Source organism: Pontibacter fetidus (assembly GCF_010119545.1).
In the GTDB taxonomy this organism is placed as follows: Bacteria; Bacteroidota; Bacteroidia; order Cytophagales; family Hymenobacteraceae; genus Pontibacter; species Pontibacter fetidus.
Map to the genome: position 1 here is coordinate 1 of NZ_JAAEAA010000009.1, position 14,180 is coordinate 14,180.

The following is a 14,180-nucleotide window of genomic DNA, read 5'->3' on the forward strand; positions in this document are numbered from 1 at the left end:
GCTGCGTATTTGATAATAAATGCATAAAGCCTCCTTTTCTAAAGTGACCTGATACTACTGTCACTTACGAAAAGAAGGCTTTTACTTTTTAGAAATCCCTAACCTAAAATTCGGGATGACTCATGTTGTTTATGACTTCCGCTTCAGGGTTATAAAACTATAGCTATACTTGTTTTTTTCATCCGGTTCGTGTTTTTCTTCATAAATAACTTCCCAGTCGTTTTCCTTAATTTCAGGAAAGAACGTATCGCCCTCAAACCTATAGTGCACACGGGTTAGATAGATGGTGTCCGTTCTAGCTAAAGCTTGTTTGTAAATCTCAGCTCCACCGATGATATATACATCCTGATCTATAGTTTGTGCTTCTGTGATGGCTTCGTCAATTGAGTTTACAACGATACAACCGGGGGCTTCAAAATCCTGCTGGCGCGTGATGATAACAGTGGTACGACCAGGCAGCGGTTTACCAATTGATTCATAGGTTTTGCGGCCCATAATGATCGGATGGCCCATGGTCAGGTTTTTAAAGAAACGCAGGTCGGCGGGCAGATGCCAGATCAACTGGTTATCTTTACCGATTACGTTATTTTCGGCGACGGCCACAACTATAGCAATCATATCTTTATAAGTTAAAACTATAACCTCTTAATAAATCAGCCAGCGGCATACGCTTTTTGCCTTCCATCTGCAGGTCAACTATAGTTACAGCACTGTCTGAAGTTTTTACATGTACAAAGGTTTTGTTGTCGGTATATACCGTTCCAGGTACACCATCATACCCTGCATTTTCCAGGACTTCTACCTTAAATATCTTAAAGGTTTTGTCCCCCAGACGTGTCCAGGCAGTTGGGTAAGGAGAGAGGCCGCGCACAAAATTACGAACCTGCTCTGCTGGTTGGTTCCAGTTTATCTCACAGGTCTCTTTAAAAATTTTAGGGGCATGTTTCAATTCTCCCGTTTCCGGCTGCGGCATTGGTCTTACGTTATCCTGCTCTATAGCCTGTACGGTTTGCAATGCCAGCTTAGCGCCTTCAAATTTTAGCTTTTCATACACCGAGCCAAAGTCATCTCCATCTACTATCGGAACCCGTGTTTGCAGCAACATATCACCGGTATCAATTTCATGTTTCAGAAAGAAGGATGTAACGCCGGTTTCTTTTTCGCCATTAATGATAGCCCAGTTAATGGGCGCAGCACCACGATATTGTGGTAATAAGGAGCCATGAATGTTGAATGAACCCAGCGGTGGCATATCCCAGACAACTTCTGGCAACATCCTAAAGGCGACTATAATCTGCAGATCGGCTTTGTAACTGCGCAGTTCTTCTAAGAAAACCTCAGACTTTAAATTAGTTGGTTGTAGCACCGGTATGTTCTGTGAAACTGCGTACTCCTTCACCGGCGATTGCTGGGTTTTCTGTCCCCGGCCGGCTGGTTTATCGGGGGCAGTTATTACAGCAACAACGTTATAGTTGTGTTCAACCAATATTTGTAAAGTGGGCACCGCGAAATCGGGGGTACCCATGAAAATGATGCGTAGGTTTTGTGGCATAGCGTTATTCTGCGTCAGGGTAAAGCAGGTATTTTTTGCGTATCGTTTTATAGTTGGCTAAAGCAGGTTCCCAGCTGGCACGAATCTCAGCTTCCGTTTTTCCAGCTATGATCTGTTTTCTTAGCTCAGATGTTCCGGCCAGTTTCTCGAAAAATGGGATGAAGAATTTATCCTGCTGGGTAGAGTTCTTGTAAAAATCGATCAGGTAGGCTAGCGTGAAAGGCTGTGCTATAGTTGGGTCTGTTAAGTTTTTACCATAACAAATCTGGTTTTTGTAAGGTGGCTCGGTAGCGCCCGGCGTACTAACTGGCGTAAACGAAAAATCCTTGAACTTATAATACGGGCTGCCAATAACCTGAAACGGCGTAGGTGTACCACGGCCTACACTTACATTGGTACCTTCAAATAAACAAAGAGACGGGTAAAGTAAAATAGCCTGCTGATTTGGTAAGTTAGGGGATGGTTTTACTGACAAACTATAAGGCAAACTATGGTTATAATTGGCAACAGGTATAACCGTGATCTTTGCCTGGCGCTGTCCTTCCAGCCACTTTTCGCCGTTTATCATGTTCGCAAGTTCGCCAACTGTAAGTCCGTGAATGATAGGAATCGGGTGCATTCCTACAAAAGACTTATGTTCCGGCTCCAGCACAGGGCCATCCACATAATTACCATTTGGGTTTGGCCTGTCAAGTATAAGTACTTCTTTGCCATTTTCTGCGGCCGCTTCCATTACATAATGCATCGTACTGATGTAGGTATAAAAGCGGGCGCCTACATCCTGGATATCGAAAATCAATACATCTATACCTTGTAGTTGCTCCACAGATGGTTTTTTGTTCTTACCATACAGCGAAACTATAGGCAGACCTGTTTTCGTGTCTTTGGCATCTTTTACGTGAGCACCAGCATCAGCTTCTCCCCGAAAACCGTGCTCAGGTGCAAAAATGGTTGTGATCTTAACACCACGGTTTAATAAAGTATCTACCAAGTGTGATTTGCCAACTATAGATGTCTGGTTAACGACCATACCAACACGCTTGCCGTGTAGTTTGGGTAAGTATAGTTCCAGTTGTTCGGCACCGGTCTGTAGCGGTTTTGCTATTTCGGGAGTAGTTTCAACTATAGCTGGTTTTTGCTGCTCCGGTTGCCGGGTTGCCGTTTGTTTGGGCGTACAACTGCCTATGGCCAGCAGCAACGAAGTATAAAGTATAAACAGTGGCTGTATCATAATTGGGAAGAAGTCAAATTTCATACCTATCTTTAAGGCAGTTTATCCTGTTTTAACGCGTGAACATATCCAAGTACATATCCGAAAAAATATCAGGAGTTAAATCCGGTTCGTTTACGGCGTCGGTTACAAAAATAGCAATTATAAGTATAGCTGCCGGCATTGCTATCATGATTGTGTCGTTTGCGATTTTGGAGGGCTTCCGTAATGAGATCCGTGACAAGATATTTAGCTTCGGGGCGCACCTGCAAGTTAATAAATACGATACCAACAACTCTTACGAAGGTGCCCCGATCAGCAATGCCATTGGACTTTCGGAAGCGGATTCGATACCCGGTGTAAAACAGATACAGGCGTTTGCGCGCAAAACTGCCATCGTAAAATCAGAAGAAGAAGTGCTGGGTGTTGTGCTGAAAGGTGTGGGCAAAGACTACGACCTGAGCTCGATGCAGAAGAACCTGGATGATGGTAAACTGCTTGCCTACAACGATACGGCCTCATCGAAAGAAGTAATGTTGAGCCGCAGGGTAGCTGAAAAACTGCGGTTAAAAGTGGGCGACGACGCTATTTTCTACTTTATACAAAACCCGCCACGCGCCCGAAAACTGAAAGTGTCCGGCATTTTTAATACTGGCCTGGAAGAGTTTGACGAAGTGTTTGTGATCGGGGATATAAAGCTGATCCGTGAACTGAACAACTGGCCTGATTCTATTTCGGGTGGGATGGAGATCATGATCACAAACTTCGACCAGATAGACCAGGTGGCTGACCGCGTGTTCGAGAAAATGAACTATGACCTGCAACTCGAAAAAATAACCGACCGCCACGCACAGCTTTTCGACTGGCTGAAACTGCTGCGCAAGAACGTTATCATCTTCCTGGTGCTTATCATCTTTGTGGCTACTTTCAACATGGTCTCAACGGTATTTATCATGATCATCGAACGAATAAACATGATAGGTGTGCTGAAAGCGGTGGGGGCTACAGATGCGCAAATTCGGAAGGTATTTTATTTCCGGGGACTAAATCTTACACTTAAAGGAATGCTTTGGGGGAATGTAGTTGGACTAGGCTTCTGTGCTTTGCAATACTACTTCAAGTTTATTCCATTAGACCCGGAAAATTATTATATGGACACAGTGCCGATCAGCTGGAACTTCGGAATTATAGTTGTGCTGAACATCATTACCCTAGGTATGACTATGCTGGCTATACTTATTCCTGCCGCCATGGTGGCCCGCATTAAGCCGGTAAAAGCTATTAAGTTTGATTAAAGTATAAATAGAAAAGCCATACCCGCAAGTATGGCTTTTCTATTTTTAAGACCTAGCAGTGTGCGCAGCTCCTGCTAGCGTCTGTAATTTTACATCGGGAGCAACGGACATTGAAGTATAAGATTCGGGTTAGGGCAGATTTGTTCAAAATGAGCTCTGTCTGATGCTGCAGCTACACCCGGGAAATCACCTGATCGGCCTTCCATAGATGCCATTATTTGAAAGTGCAGATGTGGTGGCCAGTCGCCATTCTCCGGGTAGTTGCCGAGCCAGGCAATTCTGTCGCCTTTCTTAAATGCCTTTCCAACTTCTAGACCTTCCAAGGATTTGCGGCTCAGGTGGCCATACAAAGTATAAAAAGTAACGCCTTCCAGTTCGTGCTGTAGAATTATAGTTGGGCCGTAATCTCCAAAATTATTGTTGTCCTGGAAACTATGAACTATAGCGTCCAACGGCGTATAAACCGGTGTTTCGGCTTCCATCCAGATATCGATACCTAAGTGCAGGTTGCGGCTTTCGGCGGCAACATCAAAGTGCTCGCTGCGACGATAAATAAACCTGTCTTCAAAATAACCGCCCACGCCAACTATAGCTTTTTGCTGGGCCAGCATCTGGTTTACAGCTTCATTAAAAGTCGCAGTATCAACTAAATCGGTTTGCTGCAGCAAGGTGTTGGCAGCCGTAAAATCAAGACGGCACACTACGTTGCTTTGCAGGTCGGCATCGATAACCGGGGCAAAGGCAGTAGTGTGCCGTCTCAGCAGTTCGCTAAGTTCTGTTGTTGTTTTCATTCACTCTGTAGTGCAGCGGTTTTGGCTGCAGGCGCAAGTATAAGAAGTTAATTTACTTCTTCCACAAACTTAGAGAGTGTTTTTAAACTTTTAGTTTTACCAAACAGCTCTTCCGATTTTCTGCTGTAAGCCATGGCTGCTTCCTGCAGGGTCTCGAAAGTACCAAGGTTGATACGCTGCTTGTTATGATGGATTATGGCTCTGTACTTCTGGGCTTCTTTATGCACGCCACGCACACCAAGTTTGTTCTCGGTTTTGGTAGTGTTGCGCACAATTTTGCAAAGCGGTGCCCACTCCAGGTTCTCGCGGCGGCAGTCTAGTTTGTTGCCGTTTTTGAAGTGCACGTACAGCTTTATGTTGCTTTCCTGCTTTTCCAGGAGCTGTTCGCCAATAAGTTTATGCAGGTAAATCGTCTCGTTGCGGTACTTGCCATTCTTTAAAGGCCAGTTCTTCTGGAAGAAGGCATAGCCGTTGGAGTGGATGCGCAGGTGCTTTAAGAATTCGATCTGCTGCAGATATGCATTTTTCTGAATGTACTCGTAAGTGTGGTCATCTACCACTACGGTTTTTTCACAGTTTTTGAGCGTGAGTTTATAAAGCATCACAGTTTTATTGTAGTAAGGTGTTAGAACGGTAATTGAGCTGGGGTCTATTACCCATTTTGTTTCTGAAACAGCTCAACAGCACAAAGTTGCAGTTTTTTTTCCAATCTTTATACAGCTTGTTTTCAGTTTTGGTCTTGTACGTATACTTTATATAAAAGCGTTGTGTTTTAATAAAAACTTTCTGACAACAACTAAGTTTATTGTAACTTTCCGGTTCTAAACAGGCTCTGAAGCATAAATCATCATTATAAACTATAAACTAAAATGAGTAACTCTTACCACACCCTGAAAATTGCGGACATCACCCGCGAAACTTCAGATGCTGTTACCCTTCATTTTGAACAACCACAGAATCAAACTATAAACTATAAGCCCGGTCAGTTTCTTACCCTTATCATTCCTTTTGAAGGTAAAAAAGAACGCCGCTCTTACTCGCTTAGCAGCACCCCACACGAGAACAATTTATCAGTAACTATAAAGCGTGTGCCGGGTGGTAAAGTGTCTAATTATTTACTGGATAATGCAACAGTAGGGCAGGAAATTGAAGTGATGGAGCCGCTTGGTAATTTCTGTATTACCTGCGATGCCGCCGAAACCCGCAACGTAATTTTGCTTGGCGCCGGCAGTGGCATTACGCCGCTTATGTCTATACTTAAAGGAGTGCTGCGCGAAGAGCCGAACAGTAAAGTAACGCTGCTGTACGGTAACCGCGACGAGAACTCTGTGATCTTTAAAGACCAGCTGGAGCAACTGCGTGCTAATAACCCTGACCGTTTACAGATAGCTTATATTTATAGTCAGCCAAAGCAGGATTGCGAGTACCGTGGCCGCATGAACCAGAGCCTGATCATTAAAATTCTGGAGCGACTACAGCTATCTAAGATCAGCAACGGTTTATACTTTATGTGCGGACCTGAAGGCATGATGGATGAAGTGAAGAAAGCCCTCCATGTGTTGCATGTTCCGGCAGAGCGTGTTTTCAGGGAGAGCTTTGTGAGTACCAAACTTGCCGGTGAACCCGATAGCGACGGACACGGTGATGTAAGTGCTACTGACCAGGATGAAATCGTAACACAAACAGTAACAATAATTTATGAAGGCTCGGAGTACAGTGTAACCGTCAACCCGGACCAAACTATATTGGAAGCTGCCTTAGATCAGGATGTGGACCTGCCATACTCTTGCCAGGCGGGTTTATGTACCGCCTGCCGTGGCAAATGCCTGAGCGGAAAAGTGCACCTGGATGAGCGTGAAGGCCTGTCAGATGCCGAGCTGGACGAAGGTTATGTGCTGAACTGTGTGGGCCACCCGCTTACCAGTGATGTAGTTATTGAGATCGGATAATTCTATTTCACGTATAAAATAAGAGCCATATCTTTTGTAGATATGGCTTTTTTTGTACTTTCAACGGAAGTACTTATATTACACTTTTAGGATATATGTTAGCATTATGACCAACCTATCAGCAAACTTAATTATACCCAAGCGCAAGCAACGTACTTACCTGCCCGAAGACTTTAAAGTAGAAACCTGGGAAGCCCTGCAGCCATACTTTGAAGAACTCAAAAGCAGGCACATCGACAATGTGCAGGACCTGGAAAAATGGATGGCCGACCGCAGCGAGTTGGAAAGTATGCTCTCCGAAGACATGGGCTGGCGCTACATCCGCATGACCTGCGACACGCAAAACGCAGAAAGTACGAAAGCTTTCCAGTATTTTGTTTCTGAGATTGATCCTAAGATTGCGCCTTACGATCACGAGCTGAATAAAAAGCTGATGCACTCGCCGTACGTGAATGCACTGGATAAAGACAAGTATAGAATTTACCTGCGTGGCGTAGAGCGTGCTTTGGAGATTTTCAGGGAAGAGAACATTCCGCTTAATACCGAGATCAGTACGAAGCAGCAGCAATACGCAGCCATAACCGGTACCATGACAGTAAAGCTGGATGGCGAAGAAATGACCCTGCAACGCGCTGCCGACCGCATGAAGCAAAACGATAGAACGGTGCGCGAAACTGCCTGGAGAACCATACAGGAACGCCGCGTTCAGGACAAGGACAAGCTGGATGAACTGTTCAACGAACTGCTGAAACTACGCACAAAGGTTGCTAAAAACGCTGATTTCGAGAACTTCCGGGATTATATGTTTGCTGCACTTGGCCGCTTCGATTATACCCCGCAGGATTGCTTCGATTTCCATACTTCGATAAAAGAAACTATAGTTCCGCTGCTTACAACTATAGACCAGGAGCGCAAGCAGAAACTGGGTGTAGAAGAATTAAAGCCCTGGGACCTGGACGTGGACCCGTCTGGCAGAAAACCGCTGGAGCCTTTTACATCCGGCGAAGAACTGCTGGAGAAAACGGTTCAGGTTTTCTATAAACTGGACACTTATTTAGGCGACTGCCTTGCCACCATGCGTGCCATGGGCCACCTGGACCTTGAATCAAGAAAAGGAAAAGCACCGGGCGGTTATAACTATCCGTTGGATGAAATTGGTGTTCCATTCATCTTTATGAACGCCACTTCCAGCTTACGCGATGTAATCACGATGCTGCACGAAGGCGGCCACGCTGTACATTCTTTCCTGACCCGCGAACTGACACTTAACTCCTTCAAGCATCCACCTTCAGAAGTAGCAGAGCTGGCTTCGATGTCGATGGAGCTGATCTCGATGGATTACTGGGATACTTTTTTTGATGACGAAGACGAATTGCGCCGTGCCAAGAAAACTCATCTGGAGAGCGTATTGGAGACTTTCCCGTGGGTGGCTACAGTCGATAAATTCCAGCACTGGATTTACGAGCATCCAGAGCAGACTACTGAAGAGCGTAAACAGGAATGGGTTACTATCTTCGACCAGTTTAACCACCAGTTAGTAGACTGGACCGGGATAGAGCAATACAAACCTTACATGTGGCAAAAGCAGCTTCATATTTTCGAAGTGCCTTTCTATTACGTGGAGTATGCTATGGCGCAGTTGGGCGCTATCGCTGTCTGGAAGAACTATAAGGAGAACCCTGCCGAAGGATTGGCTGCTTACAAACGTGCGCTAAGCCTGGGTTATACCGTTTCAATCGGTGAAGTATACGAAGCAGCTGGCATCAAATTCGATTTCAGCACTGCGTATATCAAGAGCCTGGTTGATTTTGTACAGCACGAAATGGAGCAACTATAAACTATAAAATTTGCCTAATTTTGAGCCCTGCTAATAATAGCAGGGCTTTTTAGTTTAAGTATAAGATCGGCATAAATTTTAGGTCGTAAAGTAAAAGTATGAGAAGTAGGTTTTGGGCGTTTCTGGTGTTAGTAGCTATAGTTTCAGGTTGTACAACAAGTGAGCTTTCGACGGAGCCTGTGGATGTAGCAGCTGGAGAAAGCAGGTTACCAGGCAGTGTGGTGGGAGTATGGCGTGGCGTAATACCATGTGCCGACTGCCCGGGCATAAACTATAGCCTGGGCCTGAACGATGACAATACTTTTGAAGAAATCATGATCTACCAGGAGCGTGACGTAGATCCTTATACACGCACCGGAACCTGGCAAATAGCGAATGGCATTCTTCAACTTCACGGTAATGACTCTACTTCAACCCAGTTTGATATGTCGATAGGCGGGGAATTGCATATGCTGGATCAGGAAGGCAAGAGAATAAATTCAAACCTGGCTGATAAGTATAAGCTAAGAAAAGATACTGACTTAACGGAAGACAACCCTGAACTATGGAATGAGAAACGCAGACTAGGCGTTGATTTTATTGCAACTGGTAACGAACCAGGTTGGGCTTTGGAAATTGACCAGGAGAAAGGCATGTACTTCAAAACGCTTCCATCTGAAACTATAGCTTTGCAAACTGCAATGCCAGAAGTTGCAAATAATGGAAAAATAATCACTTACAAAGCCACTTCCGAAACCGGTGACCTTATAGTTGAATTAACTGCCCAACCATGCGAAGACACCATGTCGGGAAAAATATCTACTCATACTGTTCGGGTGAAGGCAAAAGGAATAGAATTCAACGGTTGCGGAATGTTTCTAAGCGATAAGAGTGATGAGAAATAAACTATAACTATAAAACAGGAAGGCCAGCTAAACTATAGCTGGCCTTCCTGTTTTATGTTGGTTTGCTTAAAGCGGTTTAAACTGCTCAAACATCTGCTTACAATTATTGCAGTAGTGCATAGAACGGCAAAGTGTCGGACCAAAAGGGGTTCTCATATCCGTGTTATCGCTGTCGCAGTAGGGGCACTTTACATGCTCCAGTATGTCCAGGTCCAGGATCAGGTCGTACTTTGGCGGTGGTGCCAAACCAAACTCTTTCAGGTGCTGACGACCTTTCTCGCTTAGCTTATTGCTGTCCCAAGGCTTATCAAAGGTCATGTTAACCGTATAGTTGCTGATGCCGTGCTTCTCCAGCGTGCGTTCTACATCTTTCTTCATGTAGTCCATGGCAGGGCAACCGGCAAAAGTAGGCGTCATGTTCACGGTTACGTGGTCATCATCTGATATCTCCACACCCGTAATCACTCCCAGATCTACCAGCGATAATACCGGTATCTCAGGGTCTTTTACCTCCTCCAGCAGGGTTAATATGTCTTCCTTAATTAGTTTCATGGTTTTAATTAGGACATAAGACTAATTGACGAAGGACAAAAGAGATACATTTTTTATAAATAGAGTCATTTGTCTTTTGTCAAAAAATCTTTCGTCATAAAAAAACTACCACTCAGCAGTTGGGTCTATTTTAAATACTTCAGCCATCTCGTCCAGTAGTGGTTGCAGGTGCTCTGTATGCTCGCCGTAACGTCCGCCAAACTTAGGCTCTATAATTGCCAGGTCAGGTAGTTTCAGGTCAGTCTTTTCGATCACTGCTGTTATACGCTTCAGCCACTCTGCTTTTACTGCTTCTTCTCCGGCATAAACGCTAGTATCGATCAGTTCCTGCTCATACTTCGATTTCTCGAACATAGCCAGCGCATAAGGCATCGCTTCATTCAAAGAAGTCTGCAAACGAAGTATAGCTTCTTCTATAGATGAGCCCAGGTTTTTGATCCAGGTGTTAGCGTGCAACACATGGTATTTCACTTCACCTTTCAGTTTGGTAGCAACTTTGGCAATTGGCTCGTAGCTCGACTGGCTTAGCATTTCAAAACGGATGATCTCAGCGTTGTCGTACAAAAAGTGGCGAATCAGGCTGAAATCGTATTCGCCGTTTGGCAGCTCTACCAACTGGCTGTTGTGAAACTGGTTGGCATTGCGGGTAAACGCAACAGTATCTGGTTCAGCTTCGCCAAGTTCCTGCAGCAAGGTATAAAATGCTAAACTATGGCCTATCTTATCCTGCGCCATCGACGAGAAAGCAATGTCCTCTTCCAGTATCGGGCCGAAACCGGTCCACTCAGAGTTGCGGTGGCCAAGTATAAGTTGGTCGTCAGCCAGTTTGTATAACAGGTCTTTTATCGCTTGCTCGTTCATTATTGGGCAGTTGTAGGTTTATTCTCTTCTTTATACTTCGTGATCTTGTCCATTACCTTGTAGGCAATGGCTTCGCGGTACTTTTTCTCCGGTATTGTAGTCCACATGTCCTTGTCTTCTTCCGCAGACTGCAGCACATCTTTCGACTTAACAACCCACACATTCACGATAGGGCCTTTTTCACCGAATTGCTGTTTAGCTTCCTGTAAAGCTTCCTGGTATGATGTTGCCATCACACGGCCAGCGTGTGCATGCGCTTTACCGCGCTTCTTCAGGTGGAAGATCTCGTAAGGTTCCGGCTGTTCGCTGCGCTGTGTTGGCTCGTCAAATTGAATGGTGTCGTACACATTGTCGTTGTCGTTGCCATAAGGCGTTAGCTGGATGTTTTCGGTGCGCGCTATCCACATTCCAGTACAGGCAAAACGGCGGCTATACTGCTCTTTTGCAAACAGGAAAGCTACGTCTTCGTTAGGCGCGTGAACCGGACCAACATAAGTATAAGCAGTACCTTCTTTCTTCTGGTGGAAGGCTTCGTATGTTTCAAACTGATCCAGCTCCGGCTTTGGCTCCATTGCAGGAACTTCACCTTCCGGCAGATTCAGTCTCGTTACTCTAGGGTCTAATGACTTTAAGCTCATATCCTTTAATTATGAATTAAAAATTAGAAATTAGAAATGGGTGTTTCAAACTATAGCTTGGCACTCCAAATCAATTTCTAATTCATAATTTTGAATTTCTAATTTGCTATTGGCTACGCCAATGGCCTTACATATTTCGCTTTCGGGTTAAGCAGGGCTCTGCGTACCCAGGCACCACGCTCTTCTGCGGTACGGCGTACGGCAAGGCGCTCAGCGTTACAAGGGCCATCGCCATTGATCACGCGCTTAAACTCATCCCAATCCGGCTCGGTAAATTCCCACTGGCCGGTTTCCATGTTCTTTTTCAGTTTAGGATCCGGAACAGTGAGACCGAGCTCCCAGATCTTAGGCACATACATATCCAGGAACTGCTGACGGCACTCGTCGTTCGAAGCCATCTTTACTTTCCAGCGCATCAGCGTTTCGGTGTGCGTACTCATTTTATCAGACGGTCCGAAGAACGTCATAATAGGTGGCCACCAGCGGTTAAGCGCAGCCTGAATCATTTCGCGCTGCTTTGGTGTACCTGTTGCCATGTGAACTACGGCATCGTGGCCGTACTTCAGGTGGAAAGCCTCCTCAGCGCAGATACGCTCCAAGGCTCTCGAATAAGGACCATAGCTACCTTTGGCATTTGCCATCTGGTTAACGATAGCACCCGCATCAATTAGCCAGGAAATAATATTAGAATCTGCCCAAGTAAAGGCAGGGTAGTTGAATACGTTTGAGTATTTTGATTTACCGCTGATCAGGTCAGTCAGCATTTGCTCGCGCGACTTGCCCAGCGTTTCGGCAGCAGAGTAAAGCAGCTGTGCGTGGCCTACTTCGTCCTGCACCTTCGCCATCTGCGCCATTTTGCGGCGGAAGCCAGGAGCACGGGTGATCCAGGTTCCTTCCGGTAAGGCGCCAATAATTTCTGAATGCGCGTGCTGTTCAATCATGCGGATCAGCTGCTTGCGGTATAGTTCGGGCATCCAATCGGTTGGTTCGATCTTTTCGCCACGGGCAATGCGGGCTTCAAATTCGGCTAATTTTGCAGGATCTTCGGTCTGCACATCATCGAATTTAGTCGCTTCAAAAACGTTTCCTCCTCCGTACATATTATTTATAGTTTAAAGGTTCAGTTAAGGTGCCGGACTGCGTTACCAGTCCGGCGATTAGTTAGTTTGTAGGGTGCGTATTAAGTTTGTTTCAGTCCGTTTAGTAGCATAGTTGCCAGGTTAGCGGCAATTTCTTCAGCGTTCATTTTGCCTTCAGGTTTGTACCAGGTATGTATCCAGTTCAACGCCGAAAGTATCGTTAAAACAGCAAATTTCTCGTCAGGCACTTTAAACTCGCCGGCTTTAATTCCTTCCCGGATAATTTCTCTAAAATGCTCTTCGTAGCGATTTCGCAATGCTAAAAACTCAGCATGGTGCGGTTCGCTTAAATGGCGCCATTCATGCAGAAATACTGCCGATGCTTCGGTGTTTTTAGTCAGCACCTGTACGTGTGCGGTAATAGCAGCCTGTAGTCTTTCGGATGCAGAAGCAGTGTGAACATCAGCCTGGTCTATCGCTTCGAAAAACTCATTTGCCATTCTAAAGCAAACGCGTTGCAGAATCTCTTCTTTAGACTTTATATGAGAGTAAATACTGGCAGCTTCGATACCCAACTGGTTGGCTAGGTCGCGCATAGACGTAGCCGAAAAGCCCCTGTTTTTAAAGAGTGCTGTAGCGGTTTGTTCTATTTGTTCTTTTCTGCTCAAAATTACCTCCATGTATAGCTAACAAATGTAGGCAACCTAACGTTCGTTAGCAAATTTTAAACGCAGATTTATAGTTGCGGGTTATTGTATGAACCAGGATTTTCAGGATTCGGAAGAATATACAGGATTAGGCTGTTGCCAAAGTTTGAGGTTTAGTTTTATAGCTGCCGTTTTCACCTCACCCCAGCCCTCTCCTAAAAACAGGAGAGGGAGTTTTGGCTATGGTTGAGTTTGGGTATAGTACAATAGTTTCCGTAGTCCAACCACCCCCAACCCCTCCTTATCTAAGGTGGGGAGCTTTTAGGCCTTTGCTATAGTTGATTGCATAGTTCTATAGTTACAAACCAAGTTCGGACAGGTCGCGACCTGTCCCTACGAAACTATAGCCATGATAAAAGTCGAAGCTTAGCTATTCAAACTATAGTTGGTGGTGAATAGTAGAAAGACATCAGTCTTTGGGCTGAGCGCCTTTGACTTGTTGCGGTGGCGTGAGCCAATCCGAGGAATGAGGATAGCAAGAAGGCAGCAGCGCGATGCCCGAAGACGGGGCCTCCCGGCCGTGGGGGCACCAAAGTTGATTTGAAACGATAGGTGACTGAAGCTCCCAGGATTAAAAGTAATGTGAAAGAAAAGGCTTGGTTCGGATAGTAAAGACTATAACTATAGGCTGAGATAGATTTCTCTCGTTGTTCGAAATGACAGAAAGAGGAAACTATAGAACTATACCAAAACTCCTTCCCCTGTTTTTAGGGGAAGGCTGGGAAGGGGTAATTCAACTATAGAATCCAGACGCTAGCAGGAGCTGCGCACGCTGATAGGTCTTCACCAACTATAATATCCAGATTTCTCCTGACGTCGGAATGA

The 14,180-nt window shown here is 45.2% G+C and carries 14 protein-coding genes; 4 read left to right on the plus strand and 10 right to left on the minus strand.

Annotated features, from left to right (window positions below):
- Nucleotides 1-129: 129 nt before the first annotated feature.
- Genes GWO68_RS08220 through GWO68_RS08230 form a run of 3 tightly spaced genes read right to left on the minus strand, consistent with a single transcriptional unit; the run spans nt 130 to nt 2,807 of the window.
- Nucleotides 130-618, minus strand: a complete 489-nt coding sequence (locus GWO68_RS08220; RefSeq protein WP_162345960.1) for a dihydrofolate reductase — start codon at nt 616-618, stop codon at nt 130-132.
- Between the two features lie 4 nt (nt 619-622).
- Nucleotides 623-1,552, minus strand: coding sequence for a methionyl-tRNA formyltransferase (fmt, locus tag GWO68_RS08225; protein WP_162345961.1), 930 nt, complete (start codon nt 1,550-1,552; stop codon nt 623-625).
- A gap of 4 nt (nt 1,553-1,556) precedes the next feature.
- On the minus strand, nt 1,557-2,807 hold the full coding sequence (locus GWO68_RS08230) for an exo-beta-N-acetylmuramidase NamZ family protein (protein WP_235941994.1): 1,251 nt from the start codon (nt 2,805-2,807) through the stop codon (nt 1,557-1,559).
- A 35-nt stretch (nt 2,808-2,842) separates the two neighbouring features.
- On the opposite strand from GWO68_RS08230, the gene GWO68_RS18020 reads away from it, so the two are divergent.
- Nucleotides 2,843-4,057, plus strand: a complete 1,215-nt coding sequence (locus GWO68_RS18020; protein WP_162345962.1) for an ABC transporter permease — start codon at nt 2,843-2,845, stop codon at nt 4,055-4,057.
- Nucleotides 4,058-4,146: 89 nt separating this feature from the next.
- Here GWO68_RS18020 and GWO68_RS08240 read toward each other — a convergent pair whose 3' ends face one another.
- On the minus strand, nt 4,147-4,848 hold the full coding sequence (locus tag GWO68_RS08240; RefSeq protein ID WP_162345963.1) for a peptidoglycan DD-metalloendopeptidase family protein: 702 nt from the start codon (nt 4,846-4,848) through the stop codon (nt 4,147-4,149).
- Nucleotides 4,849-4,895: 47 nt separating this feature from the next.
- Nucleotides 4,896-5,450, minus strand: coding sequence for an HNH endonuclease (locus tag GWO68_RS08245; protein ID WP_187033103.1), 555 nt, complete (start codon nt 5,448-5,450; stop codon nt 4,896-4,898).
- A 267-nt stretch (nt 5,451-5,717) separates the two neighbouring features.
- Here GWO68_RS08245 and GWO68_RS08250 point away from each other — a divergent pair, with 267 nt between their 5' ends.
- From GWO68_RS08250 to GWO68_RS08260, 3 genes are all read left to right on the plus strand, one after another.
- Nucleotides 5,718-6,797 carry a ferredoxin--NADP reductase gene (locus GWO68_RS08250; RefSeq protein WP_162345964.1) on the plus strand — a complete coding sequence of 360 codons (1,080 nt, stop codon included), beginning with the start codon at nt 5,718-5,720 and terminating at the stop codon, nt 6,795-6,797.
- 106 nt (nt 6,798-6,903) lie between these two features.
- Nucleotides 6,904-8,634, plus strand: a complete 1,731-nt coding sequence (locus GWO68_RS08255; RefSeq protein ID WP_162345965.1) for a M3 family oligoendopeptidase — start codon at nt 6,904-6,906, stop codon at nt 8,632-8,634.
- Nucleotides 8,635-8,732: 98 nt separating this feature from the next.
- Nucleotides 8,733-9,518: a copper resistance protein NlpE N-terminal domain-containing protein gene (locus GWO68_RS08260; protein WP_162345966.1), complete on the plus strand. Its 786-nt coding sequence runs from the start codon at nt 8,733-8,735 to the stop codon at nt 9,516-9,518.
- 66 nt (nt 9,519-9,584) lie between these two features.
- Here the strand turns inward: GWO68_RS08260 and paaD are convergent, their stop codons facing one another.
- The 5 genes from paaD to GWO68_RS08285 all read right to left on the minus strand — a co-directional run bounded on the left by paaD (nt 9,585) and on the right by GWO68_RS08285 (nt 13,328).
- On the minus strand, nt 9,585-10,070 hold the full coding sequence (gene paaD / locus GWO68_RS08265; RefSeq protein ID WP_162345967.1) for a 1,2-phenylacetyl-CoA epoxidase subunit PaaD: 486 nt from the start codon (nt 10,068-10,070) through the stop codon (nt 9,585-9,587).
- Nucleotides 10,071-10,175: 105 nt separating this feature from the next.
- On the minus strand, nt 10,176-10,931 hold the full coding sequence (gene paaC / locus GWO68_RS08270) for a 1,2-phenylacetyl-CoA epoxidase subunit PaaC (RefSeq protein WP_162345968.1): 756 nt from the start codon (nt 10,929-10,931) through the stop codon (nt 10,176-10,178).
- Complete coding sequence (locus GWO68_RS08275) at nt 10,931-11,569, minus strand: phenylacetic acid degradation b (RefSeq protein WP_162345969.1); 639 nt, start codon at nt 11,567-11,569, stop codon at nt 10,931-10,933. Before GWO68_RS08275 ends, paaC begins: the two co-directional genes overlap by 1 nt.
- 113 nt (nt 11,570-11,682) lie before the next feature.
- A complete protein-coding gene (gene paaA, locus GWO68_RS08280; protein WP_162345970.1) occupies nt 11,683-12,669 on the minus strand; it encodes a 1,2-phenylacetyl-CoA epoxidase subunit PaaA in 987 nt (328 codons plus the stop codon).
- Between the two features lie 80 nt (nt 12,670-12,749).
- Nucleotides 12,750-13,328: a TetR/AcrR family transcriptional regulator gene (locus tag GWO68_RS08285; protein WP_162345971.1), complete on the minus strand. Its 579-nt coding sequence runs from the start codon at nt 13,326-13,328 to the stop codon at nt 12,750-12,752.
- Nucleotides 13,329-14,180: the final 852 nt, after the last annotated feature.

Bases quoted from the DNA above. Each gene is read 5' to 3' on its own strand.
- GWO68_RS08220 (WP_162345960.1), bottom strand. From the start codon at position 618: ATGATTGCTATAGTTGTGGCCGTCGCCGAAAATAACGTAATCGGTAAA.
- fmt (WP_162345961.1), bottom strand. From the start codon at position 1,552: ATGCCACAAAACCTACGCATCATTTTCATGGGTACCCCCGATTTCGCG.
- GWO68_RS08230 (WP_235941994.1), bottom strand. From the start codon at position 2,807: ATGAAATTTGACTTCTTCCCAATTATGATACAGCCACTGTTTATACTT.
- GWO68_RS08240 (WP_162345963.1), bottom strand. From the start codon at position 4,848: ATGAAAACAACAACAGAACTTAGCGAACTGCTGAGACGGCACACTACT.
- GWO68_RS08245 (WP_187033103.1), bottom strand. From the start codon at position 5,450: ATGCTTTATAAACTCACGCTCAAAAACTGTGAAAAAACCGTAGTGGTA.
- GWO68_RS08250 (WP_162345964.1), top strand. From the start codon at position 5,718: ATGAGTAACTCTTACCACACCCTGAAAATTGCGGACATCACCCGCGAA.
- GWO68_RS08255 (WP_162345965.1), top strand. From the start codon at position 6,904: ATGACCAACCTATCAGCAAACTTAATTATACCCAAGCGCAAGCAACGT.
- GWO68_RS08260 (WP_162345966.1), top strand. From the start codon at position 8,733: ATGAGAAGTAGGTTTTGGGCGTTTCTGGTGTTAGTAGCTATAGTTTCA.
- paaD (WP_162345967.1), bottom strand. From the start codon at position 10,070: ATGAAACTAATTAAGGAAGACATATTAACCCTGCTGGAGGAGGTAAAA.
- paaC (WP_162345968.1), bottom strand. From the start codon at position 10,931: ATGAACGAGCAAGCGATAAAAGACCTGTTATACAAACTGGCTGACGAC.
- GWO68_RS08275 (WP_162345969.1), bottom strand. From the start codon at position 11,569: ATGAGCTTAAAGTCATTAGACCCTAGAGTAACGAGACTGAATCTGCCG.
- paaA (WP_162345970.1), bottom strand. From the start codon at position 12,669: ATGTACGGAGGAGGAAACGTTTTTGAAGCGACTAAATTCGATGATGTG.
- GWO68_RS08285 (WP_162345971.1), bottom strand. From the start codon at position 13,328: ATGGAGGTAATTTTGAGCAGAAAAGAACAAATAGAACAAACCGCTACA.